Below are 19,130 nucleotides of genomic sequence, written 5' to 3' on the forward strand. Positions count from 1 at the left end.
GATCCGACCGGACTCCGGCGTCGCGCGGAGGAGGTTGGTCGGTGCCCGTCTCCCGACGCGTCTCCCGCGCTCAGCAGATGAGCGACCGCATCCTCGACGCAGCCCTCGACCTCATGCGCTCGCGTGGCTCGGTCGCCGTCAACATCGAGGCGGTCGCGGAGACCACCGGCGTGGCGAAGACGACGATCTACCGGCGGTACCGCAACCGCTCGGAGCTGCTCACGGCGGCCGTCGCCCGCGCCATGGAGACTCCGGTCGAGATCCCCGAGAACCTCTCGACCTACGACACCTTCACCTGGCTGCTCCACGAAGCCCGGGCGATGATCGAGGACGTGGTGGGCCGGGGCACGATCGCGTCGATCCTGCTCCAGGACGACCCCGAGTTCTCGACGCTGCTCCGCGACCTCACGAGGAACCGGGCGCGCGCGCTGTCCAACCTGGTCGACGAACGGATCTCCACCGGCGATCTGAAGCCCGGACTCGACGGCCGGCTCGTCGCGACCCTGCTCCTCGGCGCGGTCCTCGGACAGCTCGTCCGCGGCGCCGACATGGACGACGACTGGGCGGAACAGGTCCTGTCCGTCCTCTGGCCGGCACTGGCCGCATGACGCGAGGCAGCACCCCGCCGCACGCTGCGGTGATCTACAACCCGACGCGCATCCAGCTCGAGCGCGTGACGAGGCTCGTCGACGCCGCAGCCGCCGAGGCCGGCTGGGGCCCGACCAGCTGGATCCCGACCCGCGAGCGGTCGACCGCGGTCGACCAGGTCGCGGAGGCCCTCGGGGGCGGCGCGGCACTCGTGATCGCCGCCGGCGGTGACGGGACGGTCCGCGAGGTGGCCGGGGCGATGCGTCACACCCGGACGCCGTTCGCCGTCGTCCCCGTCGGTACCGCGAACCTCTTCGCGCGGAACGCCGGGATCCCGATCGACACGGTCGCCGCGGTGCGGGCAGCGTTCACCGGCGAGGACCGCAGCGTCGACGTCGGCCTGATCGAGTACCGGAACCCGGAGGGCGTCCGGCGCAGCACCCCGTTCCTCGTCATGTCGGGCTTCGGTGTCGACGCGGACATGGTGGCCTACGCCGACCCGGTGCTCAAGCGCCGCTTCGGCTGGATCGCCTACGTCGTCCCGATCATCCGCGGACTCTTCCGCCGCGACCGGCCCCGCGTCTCCTGGAAGGAGGACGGCGGACCGATCCGGAGCGGACGGACGCACACGATGTTCGTCGGGAACTGCGGCACCGTCTCGGCGGGCCTCGACGTCCTCCCCGACGCACTCCTGGACGACGGTGTGCTCGACGTCCTCATGGTGCGGTCCCTCGAAGGGTGGGACGGGGTCCGGGTCACGCGCTGGCTGCACCGCGCGAACAATCCCGTCGCCCGGTTCTCCAAAGGCAGACGGACACGGGGCCGCCGCGTGCAGCCGAGTGCCGTCGAGACGGCCGGTTCCGCCGGAGGTGCGCTCCGCTACCTGCGCGTACGACGCATCGACGTGACGGTCTCACCGCCCGCCGAGTTCCAGGCCGACGGCGACGGAATCGGCCTGGTCTCTGCGGCCCGGCTGACCGTCGACCCTGGTGCACTCATCGTCCGGCTGCCGGCGACTGCGGTGCGATCGGGTCGGCTCCGGCCCTGAGCCCGCCCTTCGACAGGCTCAGGGACCGGAGAAACGGCTCAGGGACCGCAGGACCACTCAGGGACCGCAGGACCACTCAGCGACCGGGCTCAGTCCGCGAGGATCTTGCCGGGGTTGAAGTTCGAGCCGGGGTCCGCGCTGTCAAAGAGGCCGCGCATGATCGCGACGCCCTCGGTCGAGATGTCCTGCTCCATCCACGGCGAGTGCTCGACGCCGACCGCGTGGTGGTGCGAGAGGGTGCCACCGTGGTCGACGAAGGACTGCTGGATCGCCGACTTGACCTGCTCGTATTCGCCGATCGGGTCGTCGCCGGTGATGAACGCGAACGTGAAGTACAGGCACGCGCCGGAATGGTACGAGTGCGAGAGGTGGCACATGATCCACCCGTGCACCCCGAGCTTGTCGTACGCGGCGTTGGCGGCGTCGTTCGCGGCGTCGTAGACCTCCTGCAGGCGCGACCAGGGCGCTGCGGTCTCCGAGACGTCGGCCGCAGCTCCGCGGTCGAGGAGGAAGTCGCGCAGGTACGGGGTGTCGAACTTCTTCTGGTCGTAGAGGGCGCCGGGGCCCTTGCCGACGCCGATGCCGCCGTGCTTCCGGACGATCGAGCCGACGAGGCCCTTCTCGTATCGCACGTGCGACGCGCTGCCCTCGTAGCCGATGAAGGAGAGGCACAGCTGCTCGAGGTCCCAACCCCTGGCCGTGAGCACCTTCATGAGCCCCTTGGTGACCTGCGCCGAGACGCCGGTGCTGGCCTTGCGGGTCGCGAGCGAGAAGCCGCTCTCCCGGGCGTTCGACACCCGGGTGACCGAGGGGCTGGCGTCGCTCTCCGCGATCTCGTGCATCGCCGCGAGCCCGGCCTCCCAGGTGGGGAAGAAGTAGCCGAGGACCTCGCGGACGGCCGGCGTCCGGTGGACCTGCACGGTGACCTCGGTGATGATGCCGAGTCGACCCTCGCTGCCGATGATCATCTCGCGGACGCTCGGTCCGGTCGACGCGCTCGGGACGGGGCGGATCGCCACGATGCCGTTCGGGCGCACCATCCGCAGGCCCTTGGTGATGTCGGCGATGTCGCCGTACTTGTCGGACTGCATGCCCGAGGAGCGGGTCGCGACCCATCCGCCGAGCGTGGAGTGCGTGAAGCTGTCGGGGAAGTGGCCCATCGTCCAGCCCTTGGCGCCGAGCTGCTCCTCGATCGAGGGGCCCTGCGCACCGGCCTGGATGGTGGCGAGACCGGAGCCCTCGTCGATCGACAGGACGCGGTCGAGCCGGCCGAGGTCGAGCGAGATGATGACCCGCTCCTCCGTCGGCTGGGGGTCGAGCGAGCCGGCGATGTTGGTGCCACCGCCGAACGGGATGATCACGGCGTCTGCGGCGACGGCTGCAGCGACGACCGACGCGACCTCGGCCTCATCAGCCGGGTACACGACGAGGTCGGGCGTGCGGGGCAGGTCGTTCGCGCGGATCCGCAGCAGGTCGCGGATGCTCTTGCCGTAGGTGTGGACGACGCGCTCCTGGTCGTCCGTGGTCACGTGACCCTGGCCGACGAGCGTCGAGAGCTCGGCGATGAACTCCTCGGACGCACGGGACGCCGGGACGGTGAGCTCGTCGAAGCTGAGGTGTGACTGCGCCGGCTTCCGGAGGTCGAGACCGACGGCCTGCTTCACGAACGGCGCGAAGTCCGGCTTGTTGCTGTGCTCGAAGGCGACCCCTTCGACTCCCCAGCCCCACCACTTCATGTGCTCCACAGACGTCATCCGGCTTCCTTTCGTGGTGTGTCGATCGAAACGTGTGCTCCCGGCTCGACCGAGGCGCGCAGCGCGACGATCTCGGCGACGACGCGGTCCATGAGCTGGACGGGCGTCTCGTTCGGCTGCGGGTGGATCGGTTGCCCGAAGACGACGCGCACCGGCGGTCGTCCGGGGACGGGCCAGTTGCGACCCTTCGGCATGGCGGAGTGGGTGCCGAGGACGGCCACCGGGAGGCAGGGGATGCCCTGGCGGGTGGCGAGTGCCGCGGCACCGGGCTTGAACCGGCCGAGCTCGCCCGTCCGCGACCGGCCGCCCTCGGGGAAGATCAGGATCGGGACGCCGCTCTCGAGCAGCTGCCGAGACACGCCTGCACGCTTGCGGTCGCCCGAGCGGTCCACCGGGAAGGCGTTGAAGAAGAGCGCGGCGAAGATCCGACGGGCGGGGACGTCGAAGAAGTAGTCGGCCGCCACACCGGCGGCGAGGTAGCGCGACAGCCGACGAGGCATGGCCCCGACGACGAGCGGTGCGTCGAGGTGCGACTGGTGGTTGGCGACGACGATGTACGGCCCGGTCACGCCCGACAGGCGCTCGCGACCCGTCACCGTCACGCGGGTCAGCGACCAGACGAGCGGCTTCAGCAGCAGACGCTGGGCGACGAAGCGCGCGTTGGCGTGGAGGGAGGAGGTGAACCGCGGCTCTGCGGTCATCGGCGGGCTCCTGACTGGGCGGCGTTGGCGGCTCGACGGCTCGAGGACATCCGGCCGGAGATCCACCGGATGGACGCACGGGGCGCGAACTTGACGAGGGCCATGAGGGCTTTGAAGCGGAAGCTCGGGATGGAGATGACGACCCCCCTCCCGGCGTCGCGGAGGGCGTCGGCGACGAGCCGGTCCACATCGATCCACAGACCCGACGGGATCGAGCGGGTGCTGATGCCGGCGCGATCGTGGAACTCGGTGCGGACCCATCCGGGGCACAGGGCCGTCACGCGGACACCCGAGCCGGCGAGCTCGACGGCGAGCGCCTCGGTGTAGGTGGTGACGAACGCCTTCACCGCGGAGTACCCGCCGGTGGTGATGTACCCCGCCGTGCTCGAGACGTTGATGATGGTGCCGCGTCCGCGTTCCCGCATGGCGCGGGCCGCGGCGCCCGAGAGGGTGGTGACGCTCCGGCACATGACCTCGATCGCGTTGTCGAGCTCGCTCGTGTCGGGATCGGTGAGGCGGGCGTGCACGCCGAACCCGGCGTTGTTCACGACGACCTCGATCGGCGACGCCTGGTCCTCGATCCGTGCGGCGAGTCTCGCGACGTCGGCGCGGTCCGAGAGGTCGGCGCTGATCACCTCGACGGTGCGACCGGTCGCGCGCAGTCGCTCGGCCGATCGCTCGAGCCGCTCGACGTCACGGGCGACGAGCACCAGGTCGAAGCCCCGTCCGGCGAGCGCCGTGGCGAACGCGGCACCGATGCCGGACGTCCCACCGGTGACGAGAGCTGTAGCCATGGGGATCAGAATACGCTACGCGTTGCGTATCGTTGCAAGCTACAGTGATGAGGTCGGATCGTCACGGAACGGAGACGCCATGGTGAACCGGGATTCGCCGCGCGGAACAGCACCCGCAGCCCTCGAGGACGCGGAGCAGGAGAGCGCCATGCTGCGGCCTGCCCACGGGTTCAGCGTCCGCGACTACGCGAAATCCGCCGTCGGCAGTCGTCGCAAGGAGATCGACGCCGAGGCATTCGCCGAGACGCCGCTGAGTGCTGAGACGGTCGCGCTCCTCCGGGCCCTGTCGGACATCGAGCGCGCGACCATGCAGTACCTCCGCGGAGTGCTCGTCACCCCCACCCACAAGGACGCCAGGGTCACCGCGTTCCTCATCACCTGGGCGTACGAGAAGTACTGGATCACCGACACCCTCGACACCGTGCTCAAGGCGAACGGGACCCCTCGCGACAAGACGCGTTCGACGGGTCTCCGCCGCACCGTCCACGGCGTGCGCGACCGCTTCGCGCCCATCGGCCAGGCCCTCATCGCGAACGTGCTCGGCGAGGACATCATCGCCTGGCACATGACGATCGGGACGATCGACGACCTCATCACCCACGCGGCGTACCGCACGGTGCGCGAGCGCGAACCGCACCCCGTGCTCGACCGTCTCATCGACGAGATCCTGGAGACGAAGGCCAGGCACCTCGAATTCTTCACCGCGCAAGCGAGTGACCGCCTCGCCGCGTCGCCCCGTGCGCAGGGCATCACCCGTCGCCGCATCCGGAACGCCGTGTGGCCCACCGGCTCCGATGCGAACGGCCCCCGACAGACGGCACGGTTCGCCGCGCTCGTGTTCCGCAGTACCGCCACCTGGAGCGACCCCGCCGTCCTCGGCATCGACGCGTCGATCGACGCGCTGCCCGGTCAGTCGGGCCTCCATCTCGCCGCAAGACTTGCCCGCCGCGGACGCCGCGGCAGCCTCGAGGAGAACCGATGACCGACACCCCCACGCCAGACGCCGAGCAGCCCGCCGCGCAGGAGCCCGAGGCTCAGCAGCCCGCCGCTGAGCAGCCCGCCACCGTCCCGGACGCCCTCGACGGCGCGCACGTGCTCGTCACCGGCGGAACCGGTTTCCTCGGTCAGGCGGTGCTCGAGCGCCTGCTCGCCGATCACCCGACCACCCGTGTCAGCCTGCTCATCCGGAAGAAGGGGTCGGTGCGCGGAAGCGACCGTCTCCAGACCCTGCTCCGCAAGCCGGTGTTCAAGGCCTGGCGCGAACGCGTCGGCGCTGAAGCCGCTGCGGCGATCGTGGCCGAACGCGTCAGCGTGATCGAGGGTGGCCTCGACGAGATGGCACTGCCGGCCGACCTCGACGTCGTCATCCACAGCGCGTCGACCGTCTCCTTCGACCCGCCGATCGACGAGGCCTTCGCCACGAACGTCGGCGGCGCGACCACCCTGTACGCGGCGCTCGCGAAGAGCGGCGCGACCCCGCACGTCGTCCACGTCTCAACCGCCTACGTCGGCGGCACGCGGAAGGGCATCCAGCCGGAACGCAGCCTCGCACACGACGTCGACTGGCGCGTCGAGGCCGAGGCAGCCCGCTCGGCGCGCGTCCGCACCGAGGAGTCGTCCCGTCGTCCGGAGGTCCTGCGCAAGCTCATGCAGACCGCCCGCCGCGAGCACGGCAAGGCAGGCCCCCAGGCCGTCTCGAACGCCGCCGAGGCCGCACGCATCGCCTGGGTCGACGCCCGACTCGTCGCCCACGGCCGCGCACGCGCCGAGAGCCTCGGCTGGACCGACGTCTACACCTTCACGAAGGCCATGGCCGAGCGGGTCGCCGAAGAGCGCTGGGCCGGCGAGGGCAACCGACTGTCCGTCGTGCGCCCCTCGATCATCGAGAGCGCGCTCGCGCACCCCTTCCCCGGCTGGATCGACGGCTACAAGGTCGCCGACCCGCTGATCATCGCCTACGGCCGCGGGCAGCTGCCCGACTTCCCGGGCCTCCCCGACAGCGTGCTCGACATCATCCCCGTCGACTTCGTCGTCAACGCGATCCTCGCCGCGGCCCAGACCCCGCCGGAGCCGGCTGCGGCGCGCTACTTCCACGTGAGCTCAGGAGCCAGCAACCCGCTGCCGTTCCACAAGATGTACGCGAACGTGCACAGCTACTTCACCGAGCACCCGATCCCGGCGGACGCCGGCGACATCAGCGTGCCGACCTGGAACTTCCCCGGCGGGCGCGCGATCGAGCGCTCCATCGACCGGCGGCAGAAGGCGACGACGGCTGCCGGCCGGGTCGTGTCCCACCTGCCGGCGAACGCGACCACCCGCGGGTGGCAGGACCGGATCCGCAAGGCGTCGAGCGACCTCGGCTCGCTCCGCGACTTCACCGGGCTCTACCGCTCCTACGTGCAGAGCGAGATCGTCTTCGACGACCAGCGCACCCGTGCCCTGCACGCCTCGCTGACGCCCGAGCAGCAGGCGGACCGCGGGTTCGACGTCACGACGATCGACTGGGACGACTACTTCCAGCGCATCCACTTCCCCGCCGTCACGACGCTGACCCGCGCCTTCGCCAACCGCAAGGCGGGCGCCGCGAAGCAGCAGAAGATCCTGCCCGTGCGCGACGACGTCCTCGCGGTGTTCGACCTCGAGGGCACGGTGCTCGCCTGGAACCTCATCGAGCAGTACCTCTGGCTGCGGCTCGCCGCGACCTCGCGGTCGCGCTGGCCCATCGAGATCGCTGCGCTCGGCGCCTCCATGCCGGGGTACATCGGTGCTGAACTCCGCGACCGCGGTGAGTTCATCCGTACGTTCATGCGCCGCTACGAGGGCGTCGACGTGGCGCAGCTCGAGAAGATCGTCCGGGGCGGCTTCGGCAAGGCCGTGCGGTCCCGCCTCCTCCCCCAGGCGCTCGAGCAGATCGCCGCGCACCGGGCGGCCGGTCACCGGACGATCCTCGTCACGGGCACCATCGACCTCATGACGGCTCCGCTCGAGCCGTTCTTCGACGAGGTCGTGGCCGGGGCGATGCACGCCGAGAACGGTCGCCTCACGGGCTACCTCGACAGCCCGCCGCTCGTCGACGAAGCGCGCGGCGCCTGGCTCACCCAGTACGCCGAGCAGCACGGCATGGACCTCGCGCACTCCTACGGCTACGGCGACTCCCATGCGGACGCCGCCTGGCTGCAGCTGGTCGGGAACCCGGTCGCCGTCAACCCCGACCACACCCTGTACAAGCTGGCGCAGGCCGGGCGGTGGACGGTGCGAGAATGGGCACGAACCACCGGAGGCGTCCGCTCCGAAGACGAACTGACCCGCGCACCGCGCCCCGCACAGCCGAGAGGAGAGCGGACGGCCGAGGACACGATCCCCGACCGCCCCAACGCACATGGCGTTTGACATCGACAAGTTCACCGAGACGAGTGTCTCGGTGAACTGGAGCGACCTGGACTTCGACGAGTTCAAGACGAACCCGCTCCCCGCTTCCACCCTGCGCAGCCTGCGCTACATGTGCGACATCGAGTACCACACGGTCTGCTACCTGCGCGACATGCTCATGACGCCGTCCCATGAGGACGACGAGGTCGGCGCGTTCATGACGATGTGGAACCGTGAGGAGTTCTGGCACGGGGAGGCGCTCGCCGCCGTCCTCGCCGCCCACGACATCACGGTCGACTTCGACGAGCTCAAGGCGACGCGCCTGAAGCTCGGCTGGAAGGACCGCCTCGACCCCATCAAGCAGTCGATCCTCGGCAACCTCGTGGGCACCGACTTCATCGCGGTGCACATGAGCTGGGGCGCGGCGAACGAATGGTCCGCGACCGCCGCGTACACCCGCCTCGCACAGCTGGAGCGGCACCCGGTGCTCTCGGTCCTCCTCAAGCGGATCGCGAAGCAGGAGACCCGTCACGTGGCGTTCTACGCGAGCCAGGCCAGGGCACGCCTGGAGTCGTCGAAGAGCGCCCGTCGACTCACCCGGTTCCTCCTCCGCAAGGTGTGGGGCCCCGTCGGTTCCGGCGTCATGCCCGACTCCGAGGTCACACACGTCATGGGACACCTCTTCGGCGACGAGGACGGCCTGGCCGAGGTGCGCCGCATCGACGGGCACATCGCGAAGCTCCCCGGCATGGAGGGGCTCACGATCATCGAGAACTCGCTCCGCGTGCGCGGCGTCGCGGCCTGAACCGCACCACCTCGGACAGCAGCCCCGGTCGGATCTCCGACCGGGGCTGCTTCGTTCGTGCGGGCCGTGTCTCAGCTCTGCGAGACGATGCGGGCGCCGTGGACCGGCCCGTGGGCTCGGATGACCTTCAGCCCCGACGAGGCGAGCGTCACCTGCAGTTCGACGGCGTCGTCGGTGTCGGCCGTCAGGAAGGCGATCGTCGGCCCGGAGCCGGAGACGAGGCTGCCGAGGGCGCCCTGGGAGTCGCCGAACTCGAGCACCTCGCCCAGCACCGGACGCAGCTGCAGCGCGGCGGCCTGCAGGTCGTTGTAGAGGACCTCGCCGAGGAGGTGGGCGTCGCCCGCCCGCAACGCCTGCAGCACCGCGGCGTCGACCGTCGGCTGACGACCGGACGGCGAGATGTCGAGGATGTGCCGCGCCCGGTGGGCGTCGAGCTCCTGGTAGACCTGCGGGGTCGACATCCCGAAGTCGGCGAGGGCGAGGACCCACTCGAACTGCCCCTTGGCCAACGCACTGCTCAGTTGGTCGCCGCGGCCGGTGCCGACCGCGGTGCCGCCGAGCAGCGCGAAGGGAACGTCCGCGCCGAGGCGTGCCGCGAGCGCCAGGAGATCGTCGCGGCTGCGTTCGGTCCCCCAGAGGGCGTCACAGGCGAGCAGCGTGGCCGCCGCGTCGGCTGAGCCGCCGCCCATCCCGCCGGCGACCGGGACGTGCTTCTCGATCTCGAGCCGGACACCGCCGCGGTACCCCGTCCGGCGCGCAAGGGCCTTCGCGGCGCGGATGGCGAGGTTGCTCGTGTCGGTCGGCACACCCGACACGTCCACCGAGCCGGAGAACGACACGCTGAAGTCGTCGGCCGGGTACGCGTGCACGTCCTCGTACAAGGAGATCGCCTGGTACGCGGTCGCGACGTCGTGGTAGCCGTCGTCCATCACTTCGCCGACTTTGAGGAAGACGTTGATCTTCCCCGGTGCTCGCACGTGGACGTGCTTGAGGATGGCCTCGGTGGTCATTGTTCCAAGTTAGTCGATCGAGCAGGCGCCTCAGACCGCGTCACTTGTCGGAGGAGTCCGCCCAGATGTTGACGTCGGCGCCCTCCGCGAGTCGGTCGATCTCCTCGAGCTCCTCGGTCGTGAACGCGGGGCCGTCGAGCGCCGCCAGGTTCTCGTCGAGCTGCTCGGGGCGGGAGGCGCCGATGAGGGCGGAGGTGATCGCGGGGTTGTTCAGGACCCAGGCGAGCGACATCTGCGCGAGGGTCTGGCCACGCTCCACGGCGATGTCGTTGAGGGACCGGAGGCGGGTCGCCATCTCCTCGCTCACCTGGCGGTCGGGCAGGGAGGGACGGTTCGTCGCACGTTCGGCCGGGCCGTCGCCGAGGTACTTGTCGGTGAGCAGGCCCTGCGCGAGCGGCACGAAGGCGATCGCGCCGAGGCCGGACTCGGTCAGCACCTCGGTGAGGCCGTCCTCGACCCAGCGGTTGAGGATCGAGTACGACGGCTGGTGGATCACGAGCGGCGTGCCGAGCTCGCGAGCGACGGCGTGCGCGGCGGCGGTCCGCTCGGCCGAGTACGACGAGATGCCGACGTACAGGGCCTTGCCGGAGCGCACGATCGCGTCGAGCGCGCCCACGGTCTCCTCGATGGGCGTGACCTCGTCGACCCGGTGCGAGTAGAAGATGTCGACGTAGTCGAGACCCATCCGCTCGAGCGACTCGTCGAGGCTCGCGGTCAGGTACTTCTTCGAACCGAAGTTGCCGTACGGGCCTGGCCAGAAGTCGTAGCCGGCCTTCGAGGAGATGATGAGCTCGTTGCGGTACGGACCGAAGTCCTCGCGCATCATGCGACCGAAGTTCGTCTCGGCGGAACCGTAGGGCGGGCCGTAGTTGTTCGCGAGGTCGAAGTGGGTGATGCCGTGGTCGAACGCGTGGCGCAGCAGCGCGCGCTGCCCGTCGAACGGCCGGTTGTCGCCGAAGTTGTACCAGAGGCCGAGCGAGATCGGCGGGAGGAAGAGGCCCGAGGTGCCGACCTGGCGGTAGTCGTTCCGCGCGTATCGGTCGTCCGCCGCGGCGTACGGGCGGTGGATGTCGGGGACGTTCAGCGGGAATCGAGCATCAGCGGTCATGCGCCAACGTTATCGTCCCGCACGCACGATCGACAGGAAGTCGTGGACCGTGAGCTCCTCGCCGCGCGCCGTCGGCTTCACCCCGGCGGCCTCCATCTGCTCCGTCGCGGCCTGGGAGCTGCCGAGGACGCTCCCGAGTGCCTGCCGGAGCATCTTCCGACGCTGCTGGAACGCCGCGTCGATGAGCGCGAAGGTCTTGACACGCTCCTCCTCGGTGCCGATGACGTCGCTGCGTCGTTCGAATCCGACGAGCACGGAGTCGACGTTCGGGATGGGCCAGAACACCTGCCGGCTCACCTGGCCGGCGATGCGCCACGCGCCGTACCAGGCGGCCTTCGCGCTCGGGGCGCCGTAGACCTTGCTCCCCGGGACGGCGGCGAGTCGGTAGCCGACCTCGGCCTGCACCATGACGACACCGGCCGTCAGCGAGGTGAAGTGCTCCAGGAAGTGCAGGAGGACGGGCACGGAGATGTTGTACGGCAGGTTGGCGACGAGTCGGTTGGGCTGCGCCGGGAGTTCCTCGATGCGCATCGCGTCCTCGTGGACGACCGACAACCGGTCGATCATGCCCGGTGCCATCTCCCCGACGGTGAGCGGCAGCTGCTTGGCGAGCCGACCGTCGATCTCGACGGCGACGACGCTCGCGTCGGCCTCGAGCAGGCCGAGGGTCAACGAGCCGAGGCCGGGGCCGATCTCGACGACGACGTCGCCCGGAGCGACGTGCGCGACCGACACGATCTTGCGGACGGTGTTCGCGTCGATGACGAAGTTCTGACCGAGCTTCTTCGTCGGCGTCACGTCCAGCAGGGTGGCGAGATCTCGGATCTCGGCGGGGCCGAGCAGGGCGACGGAGGCGGTCATCCCTCCAGTATCCCTGATCGGGGAGCCGGTCCTCGTCGGGCGACGGGCGCGCGGCTCGGCGACGGGCTCGGTCGCTCAGTCGGCCCAGGAGCCGTAGACGCGCTCGGTGTTCGTCGCGAGCTGCGTCGCGAACGCTGCGACGTCCTCACCCAGGTGCTCGGCCATGCCGCGCACCGTGTACGGGAGGAGGTACGGCGCGTTCGGCCGACCGCGGAACGGGGCGGGCGTGAGGTAGGGCGCGTCGGTCTCGACCATGATCAGCTCGCGGGGCATGATCGCGAGCGCCTCACGCAGCGGTGCGGCGTTCTTGAACGTCACCGTACCGGCGAAGGAGGCGTACCAGCCGTGCTCGGCGCACAGCTGGGCGAGCTCCGGGCCGCCCGAGAAACAGTGGAAGACGGTGCGTTCCGGAGCGCCCACCCGCAGGAGCGTCTCGACGACCTCGTCGTGGGCGTCGCGATCGTGGATCTGCAGCGCGATACCGTGGCGCTTCGCGATGGCGATGTGCGCTTCGAACGACGCGAACTGCGCCGCTCGGCCGTCCTCCTCGGTGCGGAAGAAGTCGAGGCCGGTCTCGCCGACGGCGCGGACGCGAGGCTCCGCCGCCAGACGGTCGATCTCGGCCAGCGCCTCGTCCAGGGTGCCCGCGCGGTCGAGGTCCGGCGCGTCGTTGGGATGGATCGCGACCGCCGCGAGCACACGGGGGTCACGAGCGGCGATCGCCGCCGACCAACGGGAGGTCTCGACGTCGGTGCCGACCTGCACGATGCCTCGGACCCCGACGGAGCCCGCGCGGTCCAAGTGCTCCGACGGGGTCAGCGGGGCGTCGCCGTCGGCGTGCTCGAGGTGCGTGTGGTTGTCGTAGACCGCGACCGGCAGCGCCTCAGGTGCCTCGGGGTAGCTCAGCTGCTTCCGCTCCCCCGCTTCGCGCTGCCGCAGGTGCGGTGTGGCGGCCGGATCCGGCGCGACGCCCCCGCTCATTCGGCGACGGCCTCGATCCGCGGGAACAGGGGCTCGAGCCCTGCCACCGAAGTGCCGGCGGGCAGCTGCCCCCAGGTGCCGACATCGCCGATGCGCTGTGCCCCGAGCTCGCCGAGGGCGGCTTCGGCGCCGAGGGCGGACCACAGCTTGGTGGTCGCCTTCGGGACGAAGGGGTGGAGCAGGACCGACAGGGCGCGCAGGCCCTCGACCGCCGTGGCGAGCACGGTGCCGAGCCGCTCCCGCTTGGCCTCGTCCTTCGCGAGCGCCCACGGCTCCTGCTCGGTGATGTAGCCGTTCAGCTCGTCGACGATCCGCCAGATGGCAGCGAGCGCGTCCTGGATGGCGAGGCGCTCGATCGCGGCGTCGGCGTCGACTGCAGCCCGGGCGACCGTCTCCTGGATGGCCACGTCGGCCGGTTCGGCAGGGCCACTCGCCGGCACGACGCCGTCGAAGTACCGCGTCACCATGGCGAGCACGCGCGACGCGAGGTTGCCGAAGCCGTTCGCGAGCTCCGCCTGGTACCGCGCGGAGAGATCCTCCCAGCTGAACGAACCGTCCTGCCCGAAGGCGATGGCGCGCATGAAGTAGTAGCGGAACGCGTCGGAGCCGAAGGTGTCGGTGATCTCACTCGGTGCGATACCGGTGAGCTTCGACTTCGACATCTTCTCGCCGCCGACGAGCAGCCAGCCGTGACCGAAGACCCGCTTCGGCACCTCGAGCCCGGCGGCCATGAGCATGGCCGGCCAGATGACCGCGTGGAACCGCAGGATGTCCTTGCCGACGATCTGCGTGGCGGGCCAGCGCTCGGCGAACGCCTCCTCGTCGGAGCCGTACCCGGCGGCGGTGATGTAGTTGAGCAGGGCGTCGAACCACACGTAGACGACGTGGCTCTCGTCCCACGGGACCTTGATGCCCCAGTCGAATGTCGAGCGGGAGATGGACAGGTCCTTGAGCCCCTGGCGCACGAACTGGATGACCTCGTTGCGCGCCGACTCCGGCTGCACGAACTCCGGTCGCTCCTCGTAGAGGGCCAGTAGGCGCTCGGCGAAGTCGCTCATGCGGAAGAAGTAGTTGCTCTCCTGGAGCAGTTCGACCGGCTTCGAGTGGATCGCGCACACGAGCTGCCCGACGTACTCGCCGGTGCCCTGCACGAGGTCGCTCTCCTGCTTGTACTCCTCACAGCCGACGCAGTAGTACCCCTCGAACTCACCGGTGTAGATGAAGCCGGCGTCGTACAGACGCTGGAGGAAGAGCTGGACGTTCTGCTCGTGCCGTTCGTCCGTCGTGCGGATGAAGTCGTCGTTCGAGATGTCGATCGTGTCAAGCAGCGGGTACCAGGACTCGCTGACGAGCTTGTCGGCCCACTCCTTCGGCGTCACACCGTTCGCGGTCGCCGTGCGCAGGATCTTCTGGCCGTGCTCGTCGGTCCCGGTCAGGAACCAGGTGCGGTCGCCGGCCTGACGGTGCCAGCGCGCGAGGACGTCCGCGGCCACCTCCGTGTAGGCGTGCCCGATGTGCGGGGCGTCGTTGACGTAGAAGATGGGCGTGGTGATGTAGAACGAGGTGCCGTCGGCCATGGGGTCAATCCTAGGACGAGCGGGCGTCGCCACCGTGCCTGTTACGGTGCGGGACGCACCTGCGCGTCCGGCGACGCCTTCGGGGGCCGGGCTGCGAGGGCCGCCTGGTACAGGTCGCGCTTCGAGAGACCGGTGGCCTCGGCGACCTCGTTGGAAGCGTCCTTCAGGCGCGTGCCCGAGGCCACGAGCGCGAGCACCTGCTCGAGCGCGGTGGCCGGATCGGCCTCGACGGCCTCCGCACCGGCGATGACGATGCAGATCTCGCCTTTCACACCCCCGGACGCCCACTCGGCCAGTTCAGCGGCAGTCCCCCGCTTGACCTCCTCGAACAGCTTGGTCAGCTCCCGGCACACCGCCACGCGACGACCAGCACCGAGCACGGAGGCGATGTCCTCGAGGGAGGAGGCGAGTCGGTTGGGCGATTCGAAGAACACCATCGTGCGCGGCTCGGTCGCGAGCGCTCGGAGGCTGCTGCGTCGGTCGCCCGGCTTCCGCGGGAGGAACCCCTCGAAGGTGAAGCGGTCCGTCGCGAGGCCGGACACGGCGAGCGCCGTCACGACCGCCGACGGCCCGGGGATCGCGGTGACCTGGACGTCTGCGGCCGCCGCCGCGTCGACGAGGTGGAAGCCGGGGTCGGACACGGTCGGCATGCCGGCGTCGCTGAGCACGAGGACGTCGGTCTCGCGGGCCAGTTCGACGATCTCGGCCGCACGTTCGCGCTCGTTGTGGTCGTGCATGGCGATGAGCCGTGGCCGCGATTCCACACCGAGGGCGCGCAGCAGGTGGATGGCCGTCCTGGTGTCCTCGGCGACGATGACCTCAGCCGCGGCCAGCGCCTCCCGGAGTCGTGGCGACGCATCGCCGAGGTTGCCGATGGGGGTCGCTCCGAGGATGATCACCGGACCAGTCTCCCATCCGGTCGGGGTGGTTAGATGAGACGGTGTCGGTCGATCTCGTGAAAGCCCCTGAGACGGGATCCCGCCTCGACCGATGGTGGGAGCGGATGCTTCGCACCGAACGCCGCCGGAAGCTCTGGATCTGGGGCGGCCCGGCCGCCGTGACGCTCCTCGCGTTCGTGCTGCGGTTCTGGAACCTCGGTCACCCGCACTCGCTCGTCTTCGACGAGACCTTCTACGTGAAGGACTCGTGGTCGCTGTGGCTGAACGGCTACGAGAGCACCTGGGCGGACGGGGCGGACGAGGGCTTCGCGAACGGCGACGCGGGCAGCCCCAGCACGAACCCCTCCTACGTCGTGCACCCACCGCTCGGCAAGTGGCTGATCGCGCTCGGCATCGCCGTGTTCGGCATCGACGACAGCACCGGGTGGCGCATCTCCACCGTGATCGCCGGAACGCTCGCGGTCCTGCTCGTCACGCTCATCGCCAAGCGGTTGTTCACTTCCTCGATCCTCGCCGTCCTGGCCGGGTTCCTGTTCGCCATCGACGGGCACGCGATCGTCATGGCCCGGGTCTCGCTGCTCGACAACTTCGTCATGTTCTTCGTGCTGGCGGGATTCGGGGCGATCCTGTTGGACCGGTCGTGGCACGCGTCACGCCTGGCGGCGAAGGTCGCGTCAGCCCGGGCGAGGGGCGCCGACCCGGCCTGGGGTCCCGTCCTCTGGTGGCGGCCGTGGCTGCTCGCCGCAGGGGTCGCGTTCGGCGCGGCCACCGCGGTCAAATGGAACGGACTGTACTTCCTCGCCGCGTTCGGCGTGTACGTGATCGTCACGGATCTCCTGCTCCGACGCCGACTGGGCCTCAGCCTGTGGGCGAGCGCGGCGGTCCTCAAACAGGGCCCCGTGTCCTTCGTGACCCTCGTCCCCGTGGCCGCCGTCGTGTACCTCGCCAGCTGGACCGGGTGGATCAGGACGTCCGGCGGGTACGACCGTCAGTGGGCGGACGCGGTGGGGAACGCGTGGACCGGCACCTTCGCGTGGGTCCCCCACTGGTTCCAGAGCCTCCTCCACTACCACCAGAGCGCCTACAGCTTCCACGTCGGCCTCAGCACCCCGCACCCCTACGCCGCGAACCCGCTCGGCTGGCTGCTCATGATCCGGCCGACGAGCATGTACTACCAGTCCCCCGCCACCGGGACCGACGGCTGCGCGTGGGACGCCTGCTCCTCCGCGATCACCTCGATCGGCAACCCGCTCATCTGGTGGGGCGCCGCCGTCGCGCTCGGGTACTGCGTCTACCGGCTCGTCCGGTACCGCGAGTGGCAGGTCGGGCTCATCGTCCTCGGAGTCGCAGCGGGGTACCTGCCCTGGCTGCTCTACCTGAACCGGACGGTGTTCCAGTTCTACACGATCGTCTTCGAGCCGTACCTCATCCTGGCCCTCGTCTTCGCGATCGGGAAGATCCTCGGGTCCCGCGACGACCCGGAGGAACGACGGTTCGCCGGCGTCGGCGTGATCGGGGTGTTCGTGACCATCACGACGCTGTTGAGCATCTTCTGGTATCCGCTCTGGACCGCGATCACCGTGCCCTACTGGTTCTGGCACCTGCACGCCTGGTTGCCGTCATGGGTGTGACGGGAGGACGACGATGAAGGCGCTCCCCGGGGTGCTCGTCGCGGGTGCAGCGGCGCTCGCCGCCCTGGGCCTCCACACCCTCCTGCCGGTCGTCCCGCTGCTCACCGCGAGCGTCCTGCTCGGCATGGTCATGGGCCAGCTGCCGCCCTTCCAGCGGCTCGCGGCGGGCGTCCTGAAGCCGGGACTCGGGATGAGCGCGAAACGGTTCATGCGGATCGGTGTCGTCCTGCTGGGGCTGAAGCTGAGCCTCGTCGACATCGCCGGCCTGGGGTGGGTCACGCTCGCCACCACGGTCGCGATCGTCGTCGTCACCTTCTTCGTCACCCTCTGGCTCGGCCGGAGACTGGGGCTCACGGGCCCCGAACCGCTCCTCATCGCCACGGGCTTCTCCATCTGCGGCGCCTCCGCCATCGGCGCGATGAGCGGCGTCGTGAAGGCGAAGGACGAGGAACAGGCGACGCCCGTCGCGCTCGTCACGCTCTGCGGGACCCTCGCGATCTTCGTCCTCCCGGCGCTCCGCGGCCCCCTCGGGCTCAGTGACGAGCAGTTCGGCCACTGGGTGGGGGCGAGTGTGCACGACGTGGGTCAGGTCGTCGCGACCGCCCAGATCGCCGGCACGAGCGCACTCGCGATCGCCGTCGTCGTCAAGCTCACCCGCGTCGTACTCCTCGCCCCCATGGTCGCCGCCGCCGCGACGATCGAACGCCGCCGACTCCTGGCGGTGTCGGCCGGCGCCGGTGCGCAGGTCGACACCGACGGGACCGCGACCGCAGCCCGACCGCCGATCGTCCCGCTCTTCGTCGCGGGCTTCATCGCCGCGGTGCTCATCCGAACCCTGCTCCCGGTGCCCGAGCTCGTCCTCGACCTCGCCGACGGCGTGCAGACCGCACTGCTGGCGATGGCGCTCTTCGCGCTCGGTGCCGCTATCCGCGTCCGCACACTCGTCACCACCGGGTGGCGCGCGCTCGTCGTCGGGCTCGTCTCGTGGCTCCTCATCGCGGTGCTCGCGCTCGGAGCGGTGCACCTGGCCTGAGGCAGGCGTGCGTGCCTGACCAGCGCGGCTAGGCCGTGTCTGGTTATCGCAGGTCTCGGGCGACGTGCTCTTCTACGGGCGTTCATCTAGGGTCGGGTCATGCGCGAAGTAACGGGGACCGTAGCTCGAATCCTCAGCACGACCGGGTTGGCTGGCGTATCCGTGCTCCATGCGGTGTGGGCAACCGGCTCGCCGTGGCCGGCAAAGGATGAGAAACACCTTGCTGAGGCTGTGATCGGGTCTCACGGACCGATGCCGGGCGTTGCTCCGACGCTGGTGGTCGCTGGTGGGACGGCCGTAGCGGCGCTTCTCGCGTCGGGGGCTCTGGGAGAGGGCCGTGTGCAACGGCTCGGTCTTCGGGCGATAGGAACAGTCATGCTGATGCGCGCACTGTTTGGCGGTAACGCAGCCATCGCCGCGATGGGGCTTCCTCCCGCGGGCCGTACCTTCCGGCAGCTCGACAGCCACTTCTATCGTCCGCTTACTGCGCTACTGGGCGTCTCGCTGTGGCTTTCCTTGCGCGCGCCCAAACGCTAGGACGCATGTGACAGTCGTCGAGTCCAGGCGATGGCGGCGTGGATGAGGACGGCGGCGCGATACGTGATTGCATGTTCGTCGTAGCGGGTTGCGAGGCCGCGCCATTGTTCGGTGCGGCAGAAGCGGCGCTCAATCACGTTGCGGTTCCTACAGTCGGCGGCGTCCAGGCCGATGGGCCTGCCACCCCGTGATCCGCGGCGCTTGCGAAGACCTTGCTGGTCGCGGGGTTCTGGGATCACTGCCTTGATCCCGCGACCGCGCAGGTGTGACCGGATCGCGCGGCGGCCGACGAGGCGCGGGACCCGGAGTTGTTCCAGCAACGGGATCGACACCGGCGAATCACCGACCTGTCCTGGGCGTGATTACCGTGACCAGGGGAAGCCCGTGGCCATCCGATGGTGCCACGTCCACCCCGTCTGCCTCGACACCCGACC

The 19,130-nt window shown here is 70.0% G+C and carries 17 protein-coding genes and 1 pseudogene; 8 read left to right on the plus strand and 10 right to left on the minus strand.

Features of this window, described 5'->3' with window-relative positions; translation table 11 throughout:
* The first annotated feature begins 41 nt into the window (after positions 1 to 41).
* Together QRN44_RS13165 and QRN44_RS13170 are read left to right on the plus strand one after the other, a co-directional pair.
* Positions 42 to 608, plus strand: a complete 567-nt coding sequence (locus QRN44_RS13165) for a TetR/AcrR family transcriptional regulator (protein WP_121289883.1) — start codon at positions 42 to 44, stop codon at positions 606 to 608.
* Positions 605 to 1,636, plus strand: a complete 1,032-nt coding sequence (locus QRN44_RS13170; RefSeq protein ID WP_121289880.1) for a diacylglycerol/lipid kinase family protein — start codon at positions 605 to 607, stop codon at positions 1,634 to 1,636. The genes QRN44_RS13165 and QRN44_RS13170 overlap by 4 nt, the downstream gene beginning before the upstream one ends.
* Before the next feature lie 89 nt (positions 1,637 to 1,725).
* Here QRN44_RS13170 and QRN44_RS13175 read toward each other — a convergent pair whose 3' ends face one another.
* From QRN44_RS13175 to QRN44_RS13185, 3 genes are read right to left on the minus strand one after another with little or no spacing between them, the layout of a single operon-like run.
* The gene (locus QRN44_RS13175; RefSeq protein WP_175116167.1) at positions 1,726 to 3,390 is read right to left on the minus strand and encodes an FAD-binding oxidoreductase; all 1,665 of its coding nucleotides are present in this window, start codon (positions 3,388 to 3,390) and stop codon (positions 1,726 to 1,728) included.
* A complete protein-coding gene (locus QRN44_RS13180) occupies positions 3,387 to 4,091 on the minus strand; it encodes a lysophospholipid acyltransferase family protein (protein ID WP_071261107.1) in 705 nt (234 codons plus the stop codon). Before QRN44_RS13180 ends, QRN44_RS13175 begins: the two co-directional genes overlap by 4 nt.
* Positions 4,088 to 4,885: an SDR family NAD(P)-dependent oxidoreductase gene (locus QRN44_RS13185; RefSeq protein ID WP_285039336.1), complete on the minus strand. Its 798-nt coding sequence runs from the start codon at positions 4,883 to 4,885 to the stop codon at positions 4,088 to 4,090. The genes QRN44_RS13180 and QRN44_RS13185 overlap by 4 nt, the downstream gene beginning before the upstream one ends.
* Positions 4,886 to 4,964: 79 nt before the next feature.
* Between QRN44_RS13185 and QRN44_RS13190 the strand changes: the two genes are divergently transcribed.
* The 3 genes from QRN44_RS13190 to QRN44_RS13200 are packed head-to-tail and all read left to right on the plus strand — an operon-like array spanning position 4,965 to position 9,059.
* Positions 4,965 to 5,867 carry a hypothetical protein gene (locus tag QRN44_RS13190; RefSeq protein WP_121289874.1) on the plus strand — a complete coding sequence of 301 codons (903 nt, stop codon included), beginning with the start codon at positions 4,965 to 4,967 and terminating at the stop codon, positions 5,865 to 5,867.
* Positions 5,864 to 8,275, plus strand: a complete 2,412-nt coding sequence (locus QRN44_RS13195) for an SDR family oxidoreductase (protein ID WP_285039337.1) — start codon at positions 5,864 to 5,866, stop codon at positions 8,273 to 8,275. The genes QRN44_RS13190 and QRN44_RS13195 overlap by 4 nt, the downstream gene beginning before the upstream one ends.
* A complete protein-coding gene (locus QRN44_RS13200; RefSeq protein ID WP_056007527.1) occupies positions 8,265 to 9,059 on the plus strand; it encodes a ferritin family protein in 795 nt (264 codons plus the stop codon). Before QRN44_RS13195 ends, QRN44_RS13200 begins: the two co-directional genes overlap by 11 nt.
* 71 nt (positions 9,060 to 9,130) lie before the next feature.
* Here the strand turns inward: QRN44_RS13200 and QRN44_RS13205 are convergent, their stop codons facing one another.
* From QRN44_RS13205 to rsmI, 6 genes are all read right to left on the minus strand, one after another.
* Positions 9,131 to 10,069, minus strand: coding sequence for a 4-(cytidine 5'-diphospho)-2-C-methyl-D-erythritol kinase (locus tag QRN44_RS13205; RefSeq protein WP_121289871.1), 939 nt, complete (start codon positions 10,067 to 10,069; stop codon positions 9,131 to 9,133).
* 40 nt (positions 10,070 to 10,109) lie between these two features.
* Positions 10,110 to 11,177 carry an L-glyceraldehyde 3-phosphate reductase gene (gene mgrA / locus QRN44_RS13210; RefSeq protein WP_285039338.1) on the minus strand — a complete coding sequence of 356 codons (1,068 nt, stop codon included), beginning with the start codon at positions 11,175 to 11,177 and terminating at the stop codon, positions 10,110 to 10,112.
* Positions 11,178 to 11,186: 9 nt separating this feature from the next.
* Positions 11,187 to 12,038 carry a 16S rRNA (adenine(1518)-N(6)/adenine(1519)-N(6))-dimethyltransferase RsmA gene (gene rsmA / locus QRN44_RS13215; RefSeq protein WP_071261112.1) on the minus strand — a complete coding sequence of 284 codons (852 nt, stop codon included), beginning with the start codon at positions 12,036 to 12,038 and terminating at the stop codon, positions 11,187 to 11,189.
* Positions 12,039 to 12,113: 75 nt separating this feature from the next.
* Positions 12,114 to 13,019 (minus strand): TatD family hydrolase, encoded by a 906-nt coding sequence (locus QRN44_RS13220; RefSeq protein ID WP_285039339.1) that lies wholly within the window; start codon positions 13,017 to 13,019, stop codon positions 12,114 to 12,116.
* Positions 13,016 to 14,596: a methionine--tRNA ligase gene (gene metG / locus QRN44_RS13225; RefSeq protein ID WP_121289865.1), complete on the minus strand. Its 1,581-nt coding sequence runs from the start codon at positions 14,594 to 14,596 to the stop codon at positions 13,016 to 13,018. The genes QRN44_RS13220 and metG overlap by 4 nt, the downstream gene beginning before the upstream one ends.
* A gap of 41 nt (positions 14,597 to 14,637) precedes the next feature.
* Positions 14,638 to 15,495: a 16S rRNA (cytidine(1402)-2'-O)-methyltransferase gene (gene rsmI, locus QRN44_RS13230; RefSeq protein WP_175116172.1), complete on the minus strand. Its 858-nt coding sequence runs from the start codon at positions 15,493 to 15,495 to the stop codon at positions 14,638 to 14,640.
* A gap of 104 nt (positions 15,496 to 15,599) precedes the next feature.
* On the opposite strand from rsmI, the gene QRN44_RS13235 reads away from it, so the two are divergent.
* From QRN44_RS13235 to QRN44_RS13245, 3 genes are all read left to right on the plus strand, one after another.
* A complete protein-coding gene (locus QRN44_RS13235; protein ID WP_175116173.1) occupies positions 15,600 to 17,126 on the plus strand; it encodes a dolichyl-phosphate-mannose--protein mannosyltransferase in 1,527 nt (508 codons plus the stop codon).
* Between the two features lie 13 nt (positions 17,127 to 17,139).
* On the plus strand, positions 17,140 to 18,159 hold the full coding sequence (locus QRN44_RS13240; RefSeq protein WP_121289861.1) for a YeiH family protein: 1,020 nt from the start codon (positions 17,140 to 17,142) through the stop codon (positions 18,157 to 18,159).
* A gap of 99 nt (positions 18,160 to 18,258) precedes the next feature.
* Entirely contained in the window at positions 18,259 to 18,696 is a 438-nt protein-coding gene (locus QRN44_RS13245; protein WP_121289859.1) for a DUF3995 domain-containing protein, read from the plus strand.
* Here the strand turns inward: QRN44_RS13245 and QRN44_RS13250 are convergent.
* Positions 18,693 to 19,089: pseudogene (locus QRN44_RS13250) on the minus strand (transposase); the annotation flags it as partial. The gene QRN44_RS13245 and the pseudogene QRN44_RS13250 overlap by 4 nt on opposite strands.
* Between the last annotated feature and the right edge of the window lie 41 nt (positions 19,090 to 19,130).

The sequence above is a fragment of the Plantibacter sp. lyk4-40-MEA-4 genome (assembly GCF_030209415.1).
GTDB classification, from domain to species: Bacteria; Actinomycetota; Actinomycetes; order Actinomycetales; family Microbacteriaceae; genus Plantibacter; species Plantibacter flavus_A.

Excerpts from the sequence above, each read along its gene's own strand:
- QRN44_RS13170 (WP_121289880.1), top strand. The coding sequence starts at position 605 with ATGACGCGAGGCAGCACCCCGCCGCACGCTGCGGTGATCTACAACCCG.
- QRN44_RS13175 (WP_175116167.1), bottom strand. The coding sequence starts at position 3,390 with ATGACGTCTGTGGAGCACATGAAGTGGTGGGGCTGGGGAGTCGAAGGG.
- QRN44_RS13180 (WP_071261107.1), bottom strand. The coding sequence starts at position 4,091 with ATGACCGCAGAGCCGCGGTTCACCTCCTCCCTCCACGCCAACGCGCGC.
- QRN44_RS13185 (WP_285039336.1), bottom strand. The coding sequence starts at position 4,885 with ATGGCTACAGCTCTCGTCACCGGTGGGACGTCCGGCATCGGTGCCGCG.
- QRN44_RS13190 (WP_121289874.1), top strand. The coding sequence starts at position 4,965 with ATGGTGAACCGGGATTCGCCGCGCGGAACAGCACCCGCAGCCCTCGAG.
- QRN44_RS13195 (WP_285039337.1), top strand. The coding sequence starts at position 5,864 with ATGACCGACACCCCCACGCCAGACGCCGAGCAGCCCGCCGCGCAGGAG.
- QRN44_RS13200 (WP_056007527.1), top strand. The coding sequence starts at position 8,265 with ATGGCGTTTGACATCGACAAGTTCACCGAGACGAGTGTCTCGGTGAAC.
- QRN44_RS13205 (WP_121289871.1), bottom strand. The coding sequence starts at position 10,069 with ATGACCACCGAGGCCATCCTCAAGCACGTCCACGTGCGAGCACCGGGG.
- mgrA (WP_285039338.1), bottom strand. The coding sequence starts at position 11,177 with ATGACCGCTGATGCTCGATTCCCGCTGAACGTCCCCGACATCCACCGC.
- rsmA (WP_071261112.1), bottom strand. The coding sequence starts at position 12,038 with ATGACCGCCTCCGTCGCCCTGCTCGGCCCCGCCGAGATCCGAGATCTC.
- QRN44_RS13220 (WP_285039339.1), bottom strand. The coding sequence starts at position 13,019 with ATGAGCGGGGGCGTCGCGCCGGATCCGGCCGCCACACCGCACCTGCGG.
- metG (WP_121289865.1), bottom strand. The coding sequence starts at position 14,596 with ATGGCCGACGGCACCTCGTTCTACATCACCACGCCCATCTTCTACGTC.
- QRN44_RS13235 (WP_175116173.1), top strand. The coding sequence starts at position 15,600 with ATGCTTCGCACCGAACGCCGCCGGAAGCTCTGGATCTGGGGCGGCCCG.
- QRN44_RS13240 (WP_121289861.1), top strand. The coding sequence starts at position 17,140 with ATGAAGGCGCTCCCCGGGGTGCTCGTCGCGGGTGCAGCGGCGCTCGCC.
- QRN44_RS13245 (WP_121289859.1), top strand. The coding sequence starts at position 18,259 with ATGCGCGAAGTAACGGGGACCGTAGCTCGAATCCTCAGCACGACCGGG.